At 44.1% G+C, this 15,981-nt stretch carries 16 protein-coding genes; 11 read left to right on the plus strand and 5 right to left on the minus strand.

The features are described from left to right. Nucleotides 1-107: 107 nt before the first annotated feature. On the minus strand, nucleotides 108-1,679 hold the full coding sequence (locus ABL924_RS04995; protein ID WP_349025968.1) for a glycerol-3-phosphate dehydrogenase/oxidase: 1,572 nt from the start codon (nucleotides 1,677-1,679) through the stop codon (nucleotides 108-110). Nucleotides 1,680-1,933: 254 nt separating this feature from the next. Here ABL924_RS04995 and adk point away from each other — a divergent pair, with 254 nt between their 5' ends. The 3 genes from adk (at nucleotide 1,934) to ABL924_RS05010 (ending at nucleotide 6,474) form a co-directional block, all read left to right on the plus strand. Next, nucleotides 1,934-2,572, plus strand: a complete 639-nt coding sequence (gene adk, locus ABL924_RS05000; protein ID WP_349025969.1) for an adenylate kinase — start codon at nucleotides 1,934-1,936, stop codon at nucleotides 2,570-2,572. A 64-nt stretch (nucleotides 2,573-2,636) separates the two neighbouring features. After that, nucleotides 2,637-3,659, plus strand: a complete 1,023-nt coding sequence (locus ABL924_RS05005; RefSeq protein ID WP_349025970.1) for an aspartate-semialdehyde dehydrogenase — start codon at nucleotides 2,637-2,639, stop codon at nucleotides 3,657-3,659. Nucleotides 3,660-3,729: 70 nt separating this feature from the next. Further along, nucleotides 3,730-6,474 carry a FimV/HubP family polar landmark protein gene (locus ABL924_RS05010; protein ID WP_349025971.1) on the plus strand — a complete coding sequence of 915 codons (2,745 nt, stop codon included), beginning with the start codon at nucleotides 3,730-3,732 and terminating at the stop codon, nucleotides 6,472-6,474. 47 nt (nucleotides 6,475-6,521) lie between these two features. Here the strand turns inward: ABL924_RS05010 and ABL924_RS05015 are convergent, their stop codons facing one another. Then, entirely contained in the window at nucleotides 6,522-6,815 is a 294-nt protein-coding gene (locus ABL924_RS05015; protein ID WP_349025972.1) for an Hpt domain-containing protein, read from the minus strand. 288 nt (nucleotides 6,816-7,103) lie between these two features. On the opposite strand from ABL924_RS05015, the gene ABL924_RS05020 reads away from it, so the two are divergent. Beyond that, entirely contained in the window at nucleotides 7,104-7,571 is a 468-nt protein-coding gene (locus tag ABL924_RS05020) for an MEKHLA domain-containing protein (protein WP_349025973.1), read from the plus strand. A gap of 20 nt (nucleotides 7,572-7,591) precedes the next feature. Here the strand turns inward: ABL924_RS05020 and ABL924_RS05025 are convergent, their stop codons facing one another. Together ABL924_RS05025 and ABL924_RS05030 are read right to left on the minus strand one after the other, a co-directional pair. After that, the gene (locus tag ABL924_RS05025) at nucleotides 7,592-8,176 is read right to left on the minus strand and encodes a hypothetical protein (RefSeq protein ID WP_349025974.1); all 585 of its coding nucleotides are present in this window, start codon (nucleotides 8,174-8,176) and stop codon (nucleotides 7,592-7,594) included. Nucleotides 8,177-8,183: 7 nt separating this feature from the next. Next, complete coding sequence (locus tag ABL924_RS05030) at nucleotides 8,184-8,852, minus strand: Bax inhibitor-1/YccA family protein (protein WP_349025975.1); 669 nt, start codon at nucleotides 8,850-8,852, stop codon at nucleotides 8,184-8,186. Nucleotides 8,853-9,044: 192 nt separating this feature from the next. Here ABL924_RS05030 and ABL924_RS05035 point away from each other — a divergent pair, with 192 nt between their 5' ends. The 7 genes from ABL924_RS05035 to ABL924_RS05065 all read left to right on the plus strand — a co-directional run bounded on the left by ABL924_RS05035 (nucleotide 9,045) and on the right by ABL924_RS05065 (nucleotide 14,417). Next, nucleotides 9,045-9,782: a SprT family zinc-dependent metalloprotease gene (locus ABL924_RS05035; RefSeq protein ID WP_349025976.1), complete on the plus strand. Its 738-nt coding sequence runs from the start codon at nucleotides 9,045-9,047 to the stop codon at nucleotides 9,780-9,782. Between the two features lie 3 nt (nucleotides 9,783-9,785). Then, on the plus strand, nucleotides 9,786-11,162 hold the full coding sequence (gene radA, locus ABL924_RS05040) for a DNA repair protein RadA (RefSeq protein WP_349025977.1): 1,377 nt from the start codon (nucleotides 9,786-9,788) through the stop codon (nucleotides 11,160-11,162). A 195-nt stretch (nucleotides 11,163-11,357) separates the two neighbouring features. Then, entirely contained in the window at nucleotides 11,358-11,819 is a 462-nt protein-coding gene (locus ABL924_RS05045; RefSeq protein WP_349025978.1) for a hypothetical protein, read from the plus strand. Continuing rightward, nucleotides 11,797-12,633 (plus strand): NucA/NucB deoxyribonuclease domain-containing protein, encoded by an 837-nt coding sequence (locus ABL924_RS05050; RefSeq protein WP_349025979.1) that lies wholly within the window; start codon nucleotides 11,797-11,799, stop codon nucleotides 12,631-12,633. Before ABL924_RS05045 ends, ABL924_RS05050 begins: the two co-directional genes overlap by 23 nt. Beyond that, nucleotides 12,633-13,154: a hypothetical protein gene (locus ABL924_RS05055; protein ID WP_349025980.1), complete on the plus strand. Its 522-nt coding sequence runs from the start codon at nucleotides 12,633-12,635 to the stop codon at nucleotides 13,152-13,154. The genes ABL924_RS05050 and ABL924_RS05055 overlap by 1 nt, the downstream gene beginning before the upstream one ends. 644 nt (nucleotides 13,155-13,798) lie before the next feature. Continuing rightward, nucleotides 13,799-14,008 (plus strand): hypothetical protein, encoded by a 210-nt coding sequence (locus ABL924_RS05060; RefSeq protein ID WP_349025981.1) that lies wholly within the window; start codon nucleotides 13,799-13,801, stop codon nucleotides 14,006-14,008. A gap of 262 nt (nucleotides 14,009-14,270) precedes the next feature. Then, a complete protein-coding gene (locus ABL924_RS05065) occupies nucleotides 14,271-14,417 on the plus strand; it encodes a hypothetical protein (RefSeq protein ID WP_349025982.1) in 147 nt (48 codons plus the stop codon). A gap of 9 nt (nucleotides 14,418-14,426) precedes the next feature. Here the strand turns inward: ABL924_RS05065 and ppnN are convergent, their stop codons facing one another. Continuing rightward, nucleotides 14,427-15,797, minus strand: a complete 1,371-nt coding sequence (gene ppnN, locus ABL924_RS05070) for a nucleotide 5'-monophosphate nucleosidase PpnN (protein WP_349025983.1) — start codon at nucleotides 15,795-15,797, stop codon at nucleotides 14,427-14,429. Nucleotides 15,798-15,981: the final 184 nt, after the last annotated feature.

Here is a 15,981-nt window from a genome sequence, read left to right on the forward strand (position 1 = left end):
GGAATGCGTCCGAATTAAATAGCTGAAGTTCTAAATCGCATCATGAATGCAGCCGAGTAGGGTGAATCCCATGCACCTACACGTATATTTTAAATTCACCCAGTGAATTAACTATTTTGTAGGCATCTATTTAGCTCTTCATAAGTTTTTTTAGCACCCCAGCCCAAGATTTTTGACGTAATATTGGCGAGTTGATCTAATTGATCCGGCGTTATCCTTGCCAGTATCAGCATGGGTATTCTCCGTCTCAGTAAGTCATCCAGGTGCATAACCATCTCGTGTCGGGTACAAAAAACCAAATCAGCCATGATAAAAGGCAGCTCTGGGGTTATTCGCTTAACCAAAGCTGGATCATCCTCACACAGATCGAAAATACCGGAGACCCTGTTGCCGTGCCGCTTGACCAACAACAAAGCGCTTTCCATATCGATGCCAAGATGTTGTGCCTTAGCCAGTGAAGTATTTAGCAATGATTGATGATCCGTATTGGAAAGCCAAGGGAAGGCTTTGCCAAAAGTTGGGCAATCCGTATGAATTCCTAAATTCTTGCAAAGGGTATCGACAATGATGGCGGCATCTTCCCTGGCGGAGGTAAATTTGCCGCCGATTGATGAAAGCAAGCCGTTTGGGGAAGTTTTTAGAACCCAATCACGGCTTATATGGGAGGGGCTATCATTATTGCTCTGTTGCAAAACCCTAAGCCCGGTAAACTTCCCAATAATGTCTTGTTCAGTCCAGTTTACGAATTTAAGTACCTGATTGGCTTCGCTTAATAAATATTTTATGTCTTCATCGGTGATGGGAATATCATCAATATCGCCGTCATAGTTGGAGTCGGTTGTTCCCAATAAGGTCAATCCGTACCAAGGGATGATGAAGAAAACACGACCATCCGATTGTGCTGTTAATAGCAAAGCTTCATCATTGAGGACTTTAGGCAGGATTAAATGTATGCCTTTGGATAATCGGGAGCTGTCACCGTCTTTTTGGAATAACGATGACCAGCGTCCGGTGGTATCAACGACTAGGGATGCTTCGATTGTTAGCGTTTCATCGGTGATTTTGTCTTGAACAATAGCGCCACCAACTTTGCCATTTTTAGCTATTAATTCAATAGCTTCGCAATAATTAACGCAAGCTGCACCGGCACTGCAAGCACCGTCTATCAACTCAAGCACAAAGCGGGCATCGTCGGTTTGGGCATCGAAATAAGTGAACCCGCCCGTTAATCCATCAGGATCTAAGTAAGGGAAATGTTCGATAAAATCAGCTTTTGAATGGTATTGGTGTTTTTGGGTTGTCGGTATGTTACCGGCAAGGAAGTCATATAGAGCTAAGCCAATTTTCAGTTGAAATGAACCTATGCGACTGTTTTTGTAAACTGGAACGCCAAATCGTAACGGCCAAACTCGATGGGGAGCGGCTTGCAAAAACATACGACGCTCGGCCAAGGTTTTTTTGACCAGCTTAAAATCGAAGGTTTCCAGGTAACGCAGTCCGCCATGTATGAGTTTGCTGGAAGCAGAAGATGTTGCACATGCCCAATCGCCTTTATCAACGATGGCGACTTTAAGGCCACGAAGTGCGGCATCGTAAGCCGTCCATGCGCCGTAAATGCCACCCCCGCAGACCAGTACGTCGAATGATTGGTTTTTTAGTTGGCTGAAATCTCTGTGCATGGCCTATATTGTAGGCGATTGATGAAGTTTAGTCGGAATGCTATGCCTTAATTTTATCTGTGAACTATACTGCGATTCTTAACAGTTGCTTTAAAAATATTGAGATTTATACATTTTTACAAGAGATTAAGTGCGATATGTTATAAAATACATGCACTTTGTAAGTGCTTGATAGCATGAGTTTTCAACGCTAGCTAGCCGTTTTTCATTATATTCGATATTTGTTTTTCGCAAATATCCTTTGGAGTCACTTAATGCGTATTATCCTTTTGGGAAGTCCCGGTTCTGGCAAGGGTACCCAAGCCCAGTTTATCACTGAAAAATACCGGATCCCCCAAATTTCAACAGGCGATATGTTACGTGCTGCGGTACGTGAGGGAACGCCGTTAGGACGTGCCGCAAAACAGGTCATGGACTCTGGTGGGCTGGTTTCTGATGACATCATTTTAGGTTTGATTAAAGAACGTATCAAACAGGATGATTGTGCCAATGGCTTTCTGTTAGATGGTTTTCCACGCACAATTGCCCAAGCCGAAGGCCTAGCGGCGATGGCGGTTGACGTTGACACGGTGATCGAGATCGTGGTCGATGATGAGCAAATCGTAAAACGCATGGCAGGACGGCGAGTGCATTTGCAGTCTGGTCGCACTTATCATGTGGAGTTTAATCCACCAAAAGCTCAAAATACCGATGATGTCACTGGCGAAGCCCTTATCCAAAGGGACGATGATAAAGAAGATACGGTACGTAAGCGGCTTAGTGTTTATCACGACCAGACTAAGCCGTTAGTCGATTATTATGCTGCGACAAATCAAACGGCTAAGTTCTATTCGATTGCCGGTGTCGGCAGTGTTGATGAAATCACCCAGAAAATCTTCGCTATTTTGGGTTAAACCCCAAAAACGGGTGATTTCAAGTAAGTTACAGATTTAATTTAGATGATTATAGTGAGTAAAAATGACCAAACTTTATAACGTTGCCGTAGTCGGTGCAACGGGTGCTGTTGGCGAAGCTATGCTGTCAATCCTGGAAGAGCGGAATTTTCCTGTTGGTGAAGTTTATGCCCTGGCGAGCAGCAAATCGGTTGGAAAACGAATTCCCTTTAAAGGTGGATCGTTAAAAGTTGACGATTTGGCGACGTTTGATTTCTCAAAAGCGCAAATTGGCTTATTTTCTGCGGGTGCGTCCGTTTCTGCTGAATACGCTCCCAAAGCGGCGGCGGCAGGTTGTATTGTGATTGATAACACTTCACACTTCCGATATGACGATGATATTCCCTTAGTCGTACCAGAAGTTAACCCTGACAAAATCGCAGATTATAAAAATCGTGGCATTATTGCTAACCCCAATTGCTCTACTATCCAAATGTTAGTGGCGTTAAAACCGATTTATGATGCGGTGGGTATAAGCAGGATTAATGTCTGCACCTATCAGGCGGTTTCCGGCACAGGCAAAAAAGGTATCGAAGAGGTTGTTAAACAGACAGCCAGATTATTGAACGGTCAACCCATTGAAACCAATGTCTATCCTAAGCAAATCGCATTTAATGTGTTGCCACAAATTGATGTGTTTATGGATAATGGCTACACCAAAGAAGAGATGAAAATGGTCTGGGAAACCCAGAAAATTCTTGGCGATCAATCTGTTATGGTGAATGCCACGGCGGTGCGGGTGCCGGTTTTTTATGGTCACTCTGAGGCAGTTCACATCGAAACACGCAGTAAAATTGATGCTAAGGCTGTAAGAGAGTTGCTTTCAAACGCTCCAGGCGTTACGGTGGTGGATGAGCGTAAGAATGGCAGCTATCCCACGGCGGTGACTGAATCATCAGGACATGACGATGTGTTTGTTGGGCGAATTAGGGAAGATATTTCGCATCCTTTAGGTATCAATTTATGGGTAGTAGGCGATAATGTGCGTAAGGGTGCAGCTTTAAATAGTGTACAGATAGCTGAAATGCTAGTAAAAAATCACATCTAGTCTAATCTTGACTCTATATTTATGACAGTTTGTGGTAAAACATCATGATCAATTTTAAGGAGATGGATGCGTGCGTAACTTAACTAAAGCTTTAACGGTGGTATCGTTACTGGCTCCCGTTAGTGGACATTCGTTAGGAATCGGTGATATCAGAGTGCGCTCAGCTCTTAATCAGAATCTTAGCGCCGAAATTTCATTAGTGGCTTCTCGCGGGGAAAATCCATCAAATATCAAAGTAAGTTTAGCTCCTGCTGAAAAATTTGACGAAGCGGGCGTGCCTTGGTCTTATTTCCTCTCAAAAATCCGTTTTCAACCGATTGTTAAGCCGAATGGCTCGATGGTTATCAAAGTAACCTCAAGAGAAGCCCTAAAGGAACCCTATCTTAACTTCTTGCTCGAAGTGAGTTGGCCAAAAGGTAATCTGTATCGAGAATTTACGGTTTTGGTTGATCCACCGGCTGAATATCAAGCACCAACTTATCAGGAGCGAGCATATCAAGAACCCGCTTACCCTTTAACATCGAAATACGAAAACTATCCGCCTCAGCAACAAGAATATGCACCACGACAACGCCGTGTCCGACATACAGCTAAACCACGGCGCAGTTCAGCGGGTAGCTACGGTGGTCAGATTACCACCAGAAGAAATGATACCCTATGGAATGTGGCTGAACGTGCGCGAGGTGCTGGCGTTTCTGTAGAGCAGATGATGATCGCGATGTATGAAAAAAACCCGCACGCTTTTTTTCAGCAGAACGTCAACGCATTGTCGGCAGGTAAGACACTCAGAGTTCCAGATAAAAATGTAGTTCAGCAGACCTCTCGGCAGGAAGCTTTGGCCGAATTCGGCAGACAAAATGATGCCTGGAACAACAACCGTTCAGGTATACCTGCTGGACAAACACAGCTTGCAAAAGAAGATGAGGTTGATAGCCAGTTAAAGCTGGTTGCGCCAACAGATGCTACCGTTGGTCAAAACGAAGCGGTTTCTCCATCCAGCGAGCAAGCAGCAGGTAATAGCAATACAGCGTCCCCTGATAGGCAAGCCGCTGCCGATAAAGAAAGCACGAAAGCAACTGCGGCACCTGTCGATGATGCCTTACAAAGCAAGGTCGCCGCACTGGAAAAACAGATGGCGATGATGCAAGAGCTGATCGTTTTAAAAGACAAGCAACTTGCAGCATTACAAAACCCTGCCCAGACTCAGGCGACCCCCACTCAGACTCAGGCACCAGCACAGGTTACGCCGCCAACCTCTGTTAAACCAGAGCATTTAACACCAGTTACGCCTGAAAAGCCTCTCAAAGCAGCAGCCACTCCAAAACCTATTCAACCCATTACAGCACCTAAGCCAGTTGTTAAGCCAATCAACAAAATTGTGCAACCTGAGCCAATTCCTCAACAATCCGATTCCTCTTATTTGTGGTTAGTTGGCGTTGTTGGCACAGCTCTGTTGTCGTTATTTGGCTGGTTGTGGTGGCGGAAGAAGAAACTTATTGAAGAAACCAATGCTGACAGTATGTTTGGCAATTACAGTGCCATGCGGAACAGCGGTTCGACAAGTATATTGTCTTCAGGTAAAGGGGGATCTGGGGTAGCCTCCACGACAATTTCTGGTGAAAGTTCTTTCCTGAATGACTTCAAGGCCAGCGATTTCGAATCATTCGAATCGTTTAATGTCGACCATGGTGATATTGATCCTGTTGCTGAAGCAGATGTTTACTTGGCTTATGGACGTTATCAACAAGCAGAAGATTTAATTAAGCAAGCGATAACGGACTCCCCAGATCGTGATGAGTGTAAATTAAAGCTACTTGAAATTTTTCAAGGTAGCTCAAGTAAAGACGCCTTTGAAAGCTATGCAAGGGAGCTGGCTGATGCCGGTAAAAATCGGGATACTGCTTTTTGGGGTAAAGTGATTGAATTAAGTAAGGGTATCAGTTCGGACTCTGAGTTATTTTCATCCCCAATTATGAGTAGCGCAGCAGTTTTTGCAGCAAAGTCTGAAGCACTTACTGAAAATGTGCTGTTCAACTCGTCAGCTGGGAAAGATACCAATATCAAGTCAACAGACAACGCTGAATATTTAGGTGTGGCTACGTTTGAAATTCCTGACGACGACGATGTAGAAGAATCGCTTTTTGATCCGACATATGAAGAGCTGATAAGTCAAAATCCAGATGAGCCTGTCGATGAAATAGCGGAAAATCAGGACAATGAGACAGACTTCAATCTTGATTCATTTGAAGACAGTTTTGGTGGACAACAGGACAATGAATCGATTGATTTTGATCTCGGCCCATATCCCGAAACCACTAAAAAAGTAGAGACCAAGAACACGTCCTTTACGCTTGGTGAGATGGGCGAGCATTCTTCTTCATCACAGTTAGAAGGCAAAGGCGAAGTGGAGTCATACGAATTTGATTTCAATCTGGATAAGGCTGAAGGCAATAAGCCAGCCAGAACAGAAAAAACTCAAGAAAATAATAGCTGGAATCCTGACCAAACGGTTGATTTTGCTGTAGACGAGCTTCCTGAGGCAGATACCTTCGGCAATGACACTATCGACTTTAATTTCGATTTTGAATCTCCGCAAACGGGTTTCGATAAACAATCTAGTCAAGATCAAGGCTTTAAGGTGTCTGACTTGACTGATATGGACGAAATGGAGACAAAACTGGACTTGGCAAAAGCCTATATGGATATGGGGGATGCGGATTCTGCTAAAGAGATTATCGAGCAGGTGCTAGAAAAGGGATCTGCGGAACAAAAGAAAACTGCCCAAGAGCTTCTGGATGATTTGAGTTTGGGATAGGCACTCTCGAAAGTCTCGATTATAAAAAAGCCCCGGTAAGGGCTTTTTTATTGCTTATTCACCAGATAGTCCAAAATAAGCTGGCGATGATTGATAAAAATAGAAATACGTTGTTGTAAAATCAAAAAATAAGTAGCAGTTTGCCCGTGCCTTTTTTGGATTAAGCATTTTTCCAATGCCGTTGCAGATTCTTCAATGTCTTGCAAACAGCATATTTTTGCGGATCCATTGAGTTTGTGGGTTACATCAAAGGCAAGTTTATACTGTCCAGTTTTGAGAGCTTCTTCGATACAGCTAATTTGTGATGGTAATTCTTCGAAGAGCTTTTTGTAGAGAGTCAAGACCAAGCCACTGTTATTACGGCTTCTGTCCAATAAAGCCTGGACAGAATTGAACGCTGCTGTGATCGTGCAGTTTTCTGTTTTAACTATCGAAACCACACTAAGTCCACCCAAGGTTCAGGTCAATAATGATAAGTTTAAATAACATATTAGCAATTCAAATTGTCCGAGTTCTTCAGATGGGTTAATCATTTGCCCCAGCTATTGAAAGAAATATCTTAAAAATCGGTTCATGTTGATAGAATGGAACTCGCAAACATTCCCGTATTTTAACTGATTTATCTTGAAATGAAGTATCCGACTGAAAATAACAATTTCCTCAGTGAACATATCGGTTTGATGAACAATAGTTATCGAAAGTTGCTGGGTGCAGAATTAATCCAAGAAAATAAAGCGCATGAAACGTTAGAAAAATCGTTGTTTTACGCACCTTTTGTTATCGTTTCCCACAATACCGCCGAAGATCCAGTATTTAATTATGCAAACCTGGCAGCCTTGGAATTATTCGGGTTTAGTTGGGACGAATTTATAAGGTTGCCATCAAGATTGTCAGCAGAACCTGTCCATCAACTCGAACGCGATAAGTTACTGGCAGAAGTTAATCGAAAAGGCTATATAGATGATTACCAAGGTATTCGCCTAACAAAAACGAACCAGCGGTTTTTGATTAAAAATGCCGTGGTATGGAATTTATTGGATAGTGACGGACGTTATGCAGGTCAAGCGGCACGGTTTGAGCAATGGCAATTCTTGTAAGCACTAAAAACTGAAGCCGACTAAATGGTATTAGGCGGCGGTTTTGTCGGCTTTGGGTTATTAAGATTTTGACTAGGGTTGGGCGGTTTTTTCAGGGAACGGCCAAATTCATCTAACTGGCCTTTAAGCTCGTTACCAAAATTTTCCATTTCTTTTTCAATCAAAGGCACAGATTCTTCCAGTCCTTTTGTGAAGTTATCGCCCAGCTCTTCTAATTTCTTTACGATGCCATCAAATGGCACCATCGCGATATTGGTGTGGGTTTGGGCAAAATCAACTTTCCAACTGTCTTTTTCTTTCAGCAAAACCGTATCGAACGTTACCGATTTTTTATTTCTGTTAATCGTGGTGACAACTAAGGCATTGGTTTGGTCACTTAGGGTGACTGCACCTATAGATATTATGGAATGGTTATCGATGTCTTTAAGGGTAACCAAATGTTGGGTAGCTTGGGTTACTTGTGTTTTGGAAGCCTCTAACTCCCCTTGCGCCAACGTTTGCCAGAATTTTGTGGTAACGGCTTCTGGCGTTGTGGGTTCACAGCCGCAAAGTAAGAAAACACAAAAAAGCCCAGCGAAAAGGACTGGGCTTTTTATGGATAACATCAGATGACTACTTTTCGCCACCAAACACGCCCAGAATTTGCAGCAAACTCAGGAACAAGTTGTAGATGGAAACATACAAGGAAACTGTCGCCAAAATATAGTTGGTTTCGCCGCCGTGGATAATCTCACTAGTTTGAAACAGGATCATGCCTGACATCAGCAAGATGAACATGGCGGAAACCGCCAACGACAAAGCAGGGATGGAGAACAGTACCGCACCGATTCCAGCCAAAAATGCCACCAAGATGCCTACCATCAAAAAACCTGACATAAAGCTGAAATCTTTGCGGGTTGTTAAGGCATAACCAGAAAGACCCAGAAAAATTACGCCAGTGCCGCCTAATGCAGTCATGACCAACTCATTGCCGTTACTGAAAGCCTGGGTGTACATGCTTATGATAGGCCCGAGGGTTAAGCCCATGAAGCCCGTTAGGGCAAATACAAAAACCAGACCCAAACTGCGGTCGCTAAATTTAGTGGTCAAAAACAACAAACCATAAAATCCCACCATCGTTACAATTAGTCCAGGATGGGGCAGGTTGAAGTACATGGAAGCCCACGCCGTCATTGCGCTGAACAGCAAAGTCATGGACAACAACAAGTAAGTATTTTTCAATACTTTGTTAGTTGACAGAATGCTAGCTTCTGAATGGGAAATAGCAGTATTTAATCGCATAAACGTAAATTCCTTAAACAAGTGAATAACAAAAACTGAGACTAGCTAATCCTATAAGAGTTTCATAAGATGGCTAAGATAATTTAGCATATCAGCTTTTTCCTCAGTTGTCGTATAAGTTGTCGTATAAGATTAAGTTGTCATTTAAGATATAGTAGTCTGTCCACTAAATAATCACCTGCGAACAAAAAAGTGTTTACCAATTTACCCTTTTCTTACCGCATTCGGCGCAGCCATCGGGTTGCCAATGCGCGTATTGTCGTCAAACCCGGTCTGGTGGAAATTGTTGCGCCTTTGCAAATACCTGAGCATAAGCTGCATAAGTTTGTCCAGGCCAAGCAGGAGTGGGTAACGCAAGCGTTAAAAAAAATGGAGGCTTCAAGTCCACAACAAAGTGGTTTTATGCCTACTGAGTATAAATCCGGTGCCGATATGGCTTATCAGGGTAAGGTTTACCCATTAACGGTTCTGCCATCGAAATTGAAACGAGTGAAAATAGAGTTTATTGATGGTTATAAAGTGCATATCCCCGTAGCCATGAATGCTGACGAACATAACCATCAAATTAAGGAAGCCTTGATCCGCTGGATGAAAAAGCAAACCAAACAGCTTGTGGAACAGCTTGTTGAAGTCCACGCCGCTAAACAACAGTTATTTCCACGCACGATAAGTATTAAGACGCAAAAAAGTCGCTGGGGAAGCTGTGGCATCCATAACGACATCAATATCAACTGGTTGCTGATTATGGCCCCCAAAGAGGTGTTGGAATACGTTGTCGTGCATGAGCTTTGCCATATTAAAGTCAAAAATCATTCTAGCCAATTCTGGACATTGGTTGCTGAACACATGCCGGATTACCAAAATCGCCGGAATTGGCTAAAAAAGCAAGGTCGTAGCTTGATGATGGCGTTTTCTGAACAATCTAACTAAGCAATGAGCAAAAAAAACAAAACCGCCTTTGTTTGCGAGCAATGCGGGGCGGATTACCCTCGTTGGGGTGGGCAATGCACCAGTTGCGGCGAATGGAATACCATCAAAGAAGTCAGGTTGGGGGTGGTCAGTAATGAGCGCACAAGCCGCTCTTTAGGCTACGCTGGCAGCGTTTCCGAAGTGAAGTTGCTGTCAGATGTCAGTTTGGTAAACGCTGAACGCATTGCTACCGGCATATCGGAATTTGATCGTGTCCTGGGCGGCGGCATCGTGACAGGTAGTGTCGTGTTGATAGGTGGGGCACCCGGCGCAGGTAAAAGTACCATTTTGCTGCAAGCCATTGCCAATATTGCTGTACAAGGCATTTCCGTGCTGTATGTGTCCGGTGAGGAATCCTTACAGCAAATCGCGGAACGAGCGCATCGTTTAGGTTTGCCAGCCGACAAAATAATGATGCTGGCAGAAACCTCCGTGCAACGAATTTGTGATGTGTTAGATGAGATAAAGCCTAAGATTTTGGTGATCGACTCCATTCAGGTCGTTTATACCCAAGATGTCGAATCAGCACCGGGTTCAGTCTCCCAGGTCAGGGAATCGGCTAGTTACCTCACCCAATACGCAAAAAAGCACCACATTTCGATCTTTATGGTTGGCCATGTCACTAAAGACCAATCCTTGGCTGGGCCGATGACCTTAAGCCACATCGTCGATACCCAGGTTATGCTCTCATCTACAGATGATGCGAGGTTCAGGATGCTGAGGGCGGATAAAAACCGCTTTGGCAGTGTTGGCGAACTGGGTTTTTTTGCGATGGACAGCACGGGACTTAAAGAAGTCAAAAATCCATCGGCGATGTTTCTGAACAGGCCGGATAAGCCTTCTCCAGGTAGTGTGGTAACGGTGTTATGGGAAGGTACTCGCCCGTTGTTGGTGGAGATTCAGGCTCTGGTAACCGAATGCCAATACGGCAATCCACGGAGGTTGGCGGTCGGTTTCGACCAGAACCGTCTCGCTATGTTACTGGCTGTATTGACCCGGCACGGCGGCATAGTTACAGCCAATGATGAGATTTACGCCAATGTGGTCGGTGGAATAAGGGTCACGGAAACCAGCTCCGATTTGGCGATTATCATCGGCATCGTCTCCAGTTTTCGGGATAAAATCATCCCGCACGATGCGTTTTTTTTCGGGGAAATCGGTTTAAGCGGCGAAATAAGGCCGGTTGCCAACGGACAATCGCGTTTAAACGATGCCGCCAAGCATGGGTTCAAAAAAGCCGTGATACCCAAAGCCAACGCGCCTAAAAAAAGAATAGAGGGGCTTCATATTTTTCCAGTTTCCACTCTTGCAGAAGCGTTGGATGTGGTGGGTGGTTTTTAGTGCCGATAAAATGAAGTAGTATCTAGAAAATAAATATGCCACAAACCTGACAGCTACATTTTACTCACCATAATATTAATGGGCTTATAAAAAATATACAGTTTATTTATTAGCTACCTATCAATAGAATAAGTTGACATAGGTGTTTTATTCTGATATTTTCAAACTTCCACTTAACTGTTAAGGATTACGCGTATGTTTTACGCAAAATTTAGGCAAGCAACATTGTTATCTCTTTTAACGATATTTGCCGCAATTGGTCTTTCTGCACCAATTGCGTATGCTGAAGTTCAACTCCCAAAAATAACACCAAAATATCCAGGCTGCCATAATTTTGGCAAGTTAGCCGTGCCGCTTGATTTTATTGCCTATCTTGAGGAAACAAAACTTGACGATCTAGGTTTAATGGACGCTCACGATAGTTTCCGACCTACCCATTCCAATCCACAAAACACCGAGTGGATGGCAACCATTCCCGATTTGCAAGATCGTCTCGAAATTTGGCGGATAGCGACCAAACGCTCTGATAATGGCAGTAGTGATGAGTGTTCACCATCTCAATATTTGAAAACTCACATTACTCCAACAGCCTTTAGCCGCTGCGGTTATAAAACCCACCAGACCACAGCATTCATTGTCACAGAATATTTTTCGTAAACAACAAATTTCTATCCAAGTCTATGATGATAATATCGTAGACGGCGATATAGTTCATGTTTATTTGAATGGGAAGTTAGTTCGTGCCAATGTACCGTTATTGAAATACCCAGGAATTACTATTCCGTTAACCCTCCAAGCATCCGCTTCACTTCCAACAAAAGTGAATAAACTGACATTGCTCGCCGCTTATGGTGGTACTGCCTTTACAGAAGTTTTTAAAGTCACCCCAGGTATTAGTATAGCCACTGCAAACGCAGGGTCTATTGTACGTGGCGGCCCTAAACTCGATGTTTACCCCAAAGCGATAAATATTATGGATCTTCCACCGGTATTTTTTGATAGCGTTACCGTTGGTCGATATTCTGATGCTGCAAATATAGGCTTAGAGCTAGTTTGCTATGATCCATTTTCAGTAGCCCAAAAACAATCGACCAAACATGCGATTGATGCGTTAGCGGGAGTTCCAGATACTAAAGGACGAGTGCATAAAAACCGTATTGTGACTATAGATCGCCTTGGAACAAATGCCAGAAGATATTTATCAACAAAAGGCTATCCTAAAATTACCGGCAATGACAATGATGAGTATCCGCCAGCAATATTCAAAGAAAATAACGGTTCTGCGCATGTCAGGAGTATATTGCTTAACGATAATCGCAGTTTCGGTGGTTATCTTGGTAGTGTCCTTTCAGGAACCAATGCGCTTAGCCCCCTCTACCCACTTTATAAAAACGGTGATCAAGTAGAGTTAACAGTAGCTCCACGTAGCCTAGTTAAAGGTTATCCTCTTTATTGCAAAAATGCCTGGTAATGAAATTGGTATCTTTTGTTATTGGTATTTCCTACAGCACAGCTTACATCTACGATTGTACGCAAGAAGGAGAATATCATCTATTAGATGACATAGACACATATTGCGGCCAAGGATTTAAATGGCAACCCGGCTGCCTAACCCTTTTTGCGATACATGGTAGCGGTTACTGGAACTTTGAGGTGTTTTTGGAAGAGCGGGTGCAGCCTAGCACAAATGCTGCCCGCACGATTCAAATGCCTTATGTTGTCTCTGACGATAGAGGGCTTACGGTTGAAGAAGGCGGTGGCGGAAACACATATATGGACATTATTAAAATTCCTGTCGGTTACTACTCGTTAATCGTTGAACAGGGCTTTAACGGACAATCCCAGACAGATGAAGAAAAAGATGAGTTGGGTATATGGTGTCGGTTATGGTTTACCCAGGCTGATAATGTGGAACCAAAAATTTTGGTTCAAGACGCGGAACTCAATCCGCATTATCCATTAAAACTGGATGGTCTGAACACCGACAAATAGTATTAAAGAAAATCATGCGGGTTGCGACATCATTACCTATTGGGATTCTTTATAGCACAGCATACATTTATGATTGCTCAGTGAGTGGATTCGCTGAAAATTCGATTGAAGATGTGCATTGTCAACGCGGGGAGTCGCTATTTTTGCGAAAGCTTGTTTTGAGGACGTCCTGTCCAAACAAGCGGCAAAAACTTAACGCGACCGGCAATGCCTGCGGCTGCCCCAGCCGTTCCTTACGACTACGCTCAGGACAGGCTCTGCTACCCTCGCCCCATACCCGACAAGGGGTATGGGACATCGTTGCGCAATGACTCGACGCGATGTCGTAAAGCTGTGCATTTTCACGCCGCAAACAGCGCTTCGTGAAAACACACAGCACTATCGCTTCTGGGGACTACAAATCTTCACTCCGCTAACGCTACATTTCCAGGATTTTCAGCGATTGCCAACAAGGATTTAGCTGGCTGCTTGGCTGTGTAGCCCTTTTTAGTCTTAAGGGAATCTCTAAAAATTCAAAAAACTCCTTCTCCCTCTGGGAGAAGGCCGGAATGAGGGTAATAAAATCAAGCAATTATATCCCTCACCCTAGCCCTCTCCCAGAGGGAGAGGGGATTATTAGAGGTTCCCTTAACAGTGTTGGAACATTGAATGTCCAACTGTTTCAGGATCAGCAAGCCCACCATCAGGCGAATGAGATTGGATGGCCTGCCCTAGCCTTGGGTGTAATGTTTGGCAAAGGCGCTGTCCAATTCGAGCCAGGGGATAACCTGTGCCATCCGCAACAGTGGATCGCTGGGATCGAGTTGCAGCAACAGGTCGATGCCAAAGAAGTTGGTCTGGTGGCCTGTGCTTGAGGGTGTAAACATGTTGATCCTTTCGACCGAGAAACAAGGGCTTATTTTATCATTTCCGGTCGATTGGTGGGGCATTATTTTGATAATTATTTATATATTTCAATGGTATGAGGTATTTTTCAGAGCTGACTAATTAACCTTTTGGGCATTTAGGAGATATCAAAACCCTCAATGCCCTCACTTTTGAGTTCAATTATGAAGCCTGACGGTTTACCAAACTGGAAGCGGAAACAATCGGCCTACAGGATGACGCTTTAGCCGAATGGCTTCCTCGTTTGGGCTATATTCTTATCGCCAGTTGGATGGCTTATTCCATCCTGGGGAGTCAGTTTACAACGGTGATGCCGGACAATATCTAATCGACGATATCAAGGTGACTAAGCCTTGCAGCGTCTGCCCGTCACGATAAACCTGAAAATCAGGTGATAATCCGATAACACGGCGAATATTTTTTCCCAGGTAGTTTCATCCGGTGTTGTGCAACGAACGAGGCCAGCAAGGTGTCCATTAATGACATGATGTGGCTATCGCCATTAATTTCAAAGTGTCCGTGACGTTCAATGGCACGTATGCCGGAATCTTTGACATTACCTGCGACAATACCCGAAAAGGCACGGCGCAAATTAGCGGCAAGCTGGTGCTTTTCTTGATTGCGGTGCAGAGCCAAGGCTTTCATGCTGTCGTGGGTGGGCGTGAATGGCTCTTGAAAAACCGGATCAATCTTTAGTAACCAATTAAAATAGTAAGCATCACCGTGCTGCTTACGAAATGCCCTGACCTGGCTAATACCGACCTGCATTTCACGCGCCACCTGCTCTGGATCGTCGATGATAATTTGGTATCTGCGTTGCGCTTCTTCTCCCAACGTGGCTGAGATAAATTGGTCGATTTGCTCAAAGTACACTTTCGCGCTATCAGGGCCGGAAAATATCAACGGAAATGGCATATCCTTATTATCGGGATGGAGCAGAATGCCTAAAATATATAGGATTTCCTCAGCCGTACCCGCACCGCCTGGAAACACCACAATGCCGTGACCGGTACGGACAAAGGCTTCCAAACGTTTTTCAATATCTGGCAGAATGACCAAGTCATTGACAATGGGATTAGGAGATTCCGCCGCAATAATGCCGGGTTCGGTGATGCCCAAATACTGTCCGTTTTTGATACGTTGTTTGGCATGGCCGATGGTTGCGCCTTTCATCGGGCCTTTCATCGCGCCTGGTCCACAACCAGTACAGATATCCAACCCGCGCAAGCCCATTTCGTGGCCAACTTGTTTGGTATAGTCGTATTCTTTACGGTTGATAGAATGCCCACCCCAGCACACGACGAGTTTGGGGTTAGCCATCGGGCGCAAAATATTAGCGTTACGAAGTATATGGAACACGGCATTACTGATGCCGTTAGAGGTTTCAAGATCAAAGTGCGGATTATGATTGATTTCGTCATCCACATAGACAATATCCCTGACCACGGCAAATAAATGTTCGTTTATACCTTTAATCATGAGTCCATCAACAAAGGCATGTGCGGGAGCGCTTTTTAGCTCCAGCTTAATGCCGCGCTGCTCTTGGACGACGCGTATGGCAAAATCGGGATAGCGTTCCAACAATTCCTTACCATCATCTATCGCACTGCCACAGTTCAAAACCGCCAATGCACAGTTTCGGAAAGTCTGGTACAGCCCACCCTGGCTACTATCCAGCAACTTGCTGACTTCTTGCCTGGATAACACGTCCAATCTGCCGTCTGGCGATATTTGTGCATCAATTACATCGTATTTCATCATAATTCCTTGTATTGTTTTGTTTATTCGATGTACACGTCCCGTAATACGGGATGGGATTATATCGGGCGTTGTTAACTGTTTGGAGAGTGTTTACGTAAAGATACATATATATTTCCGTTGGTACTCTAGGAAGGTAGTTGAATTAGTCAGGGCTACCCACAGCTTGATGGAAGCATTGACC

Origin of the sequence: Methyloglobulus sp. (assembly GCF_040079455.1) — a bacterium.
Lineage (GTDB): Bacteria > Pseudomonadota > Gammaproteobacteria > Methylococcales > Methylomonadaceae > Methyloglobulus.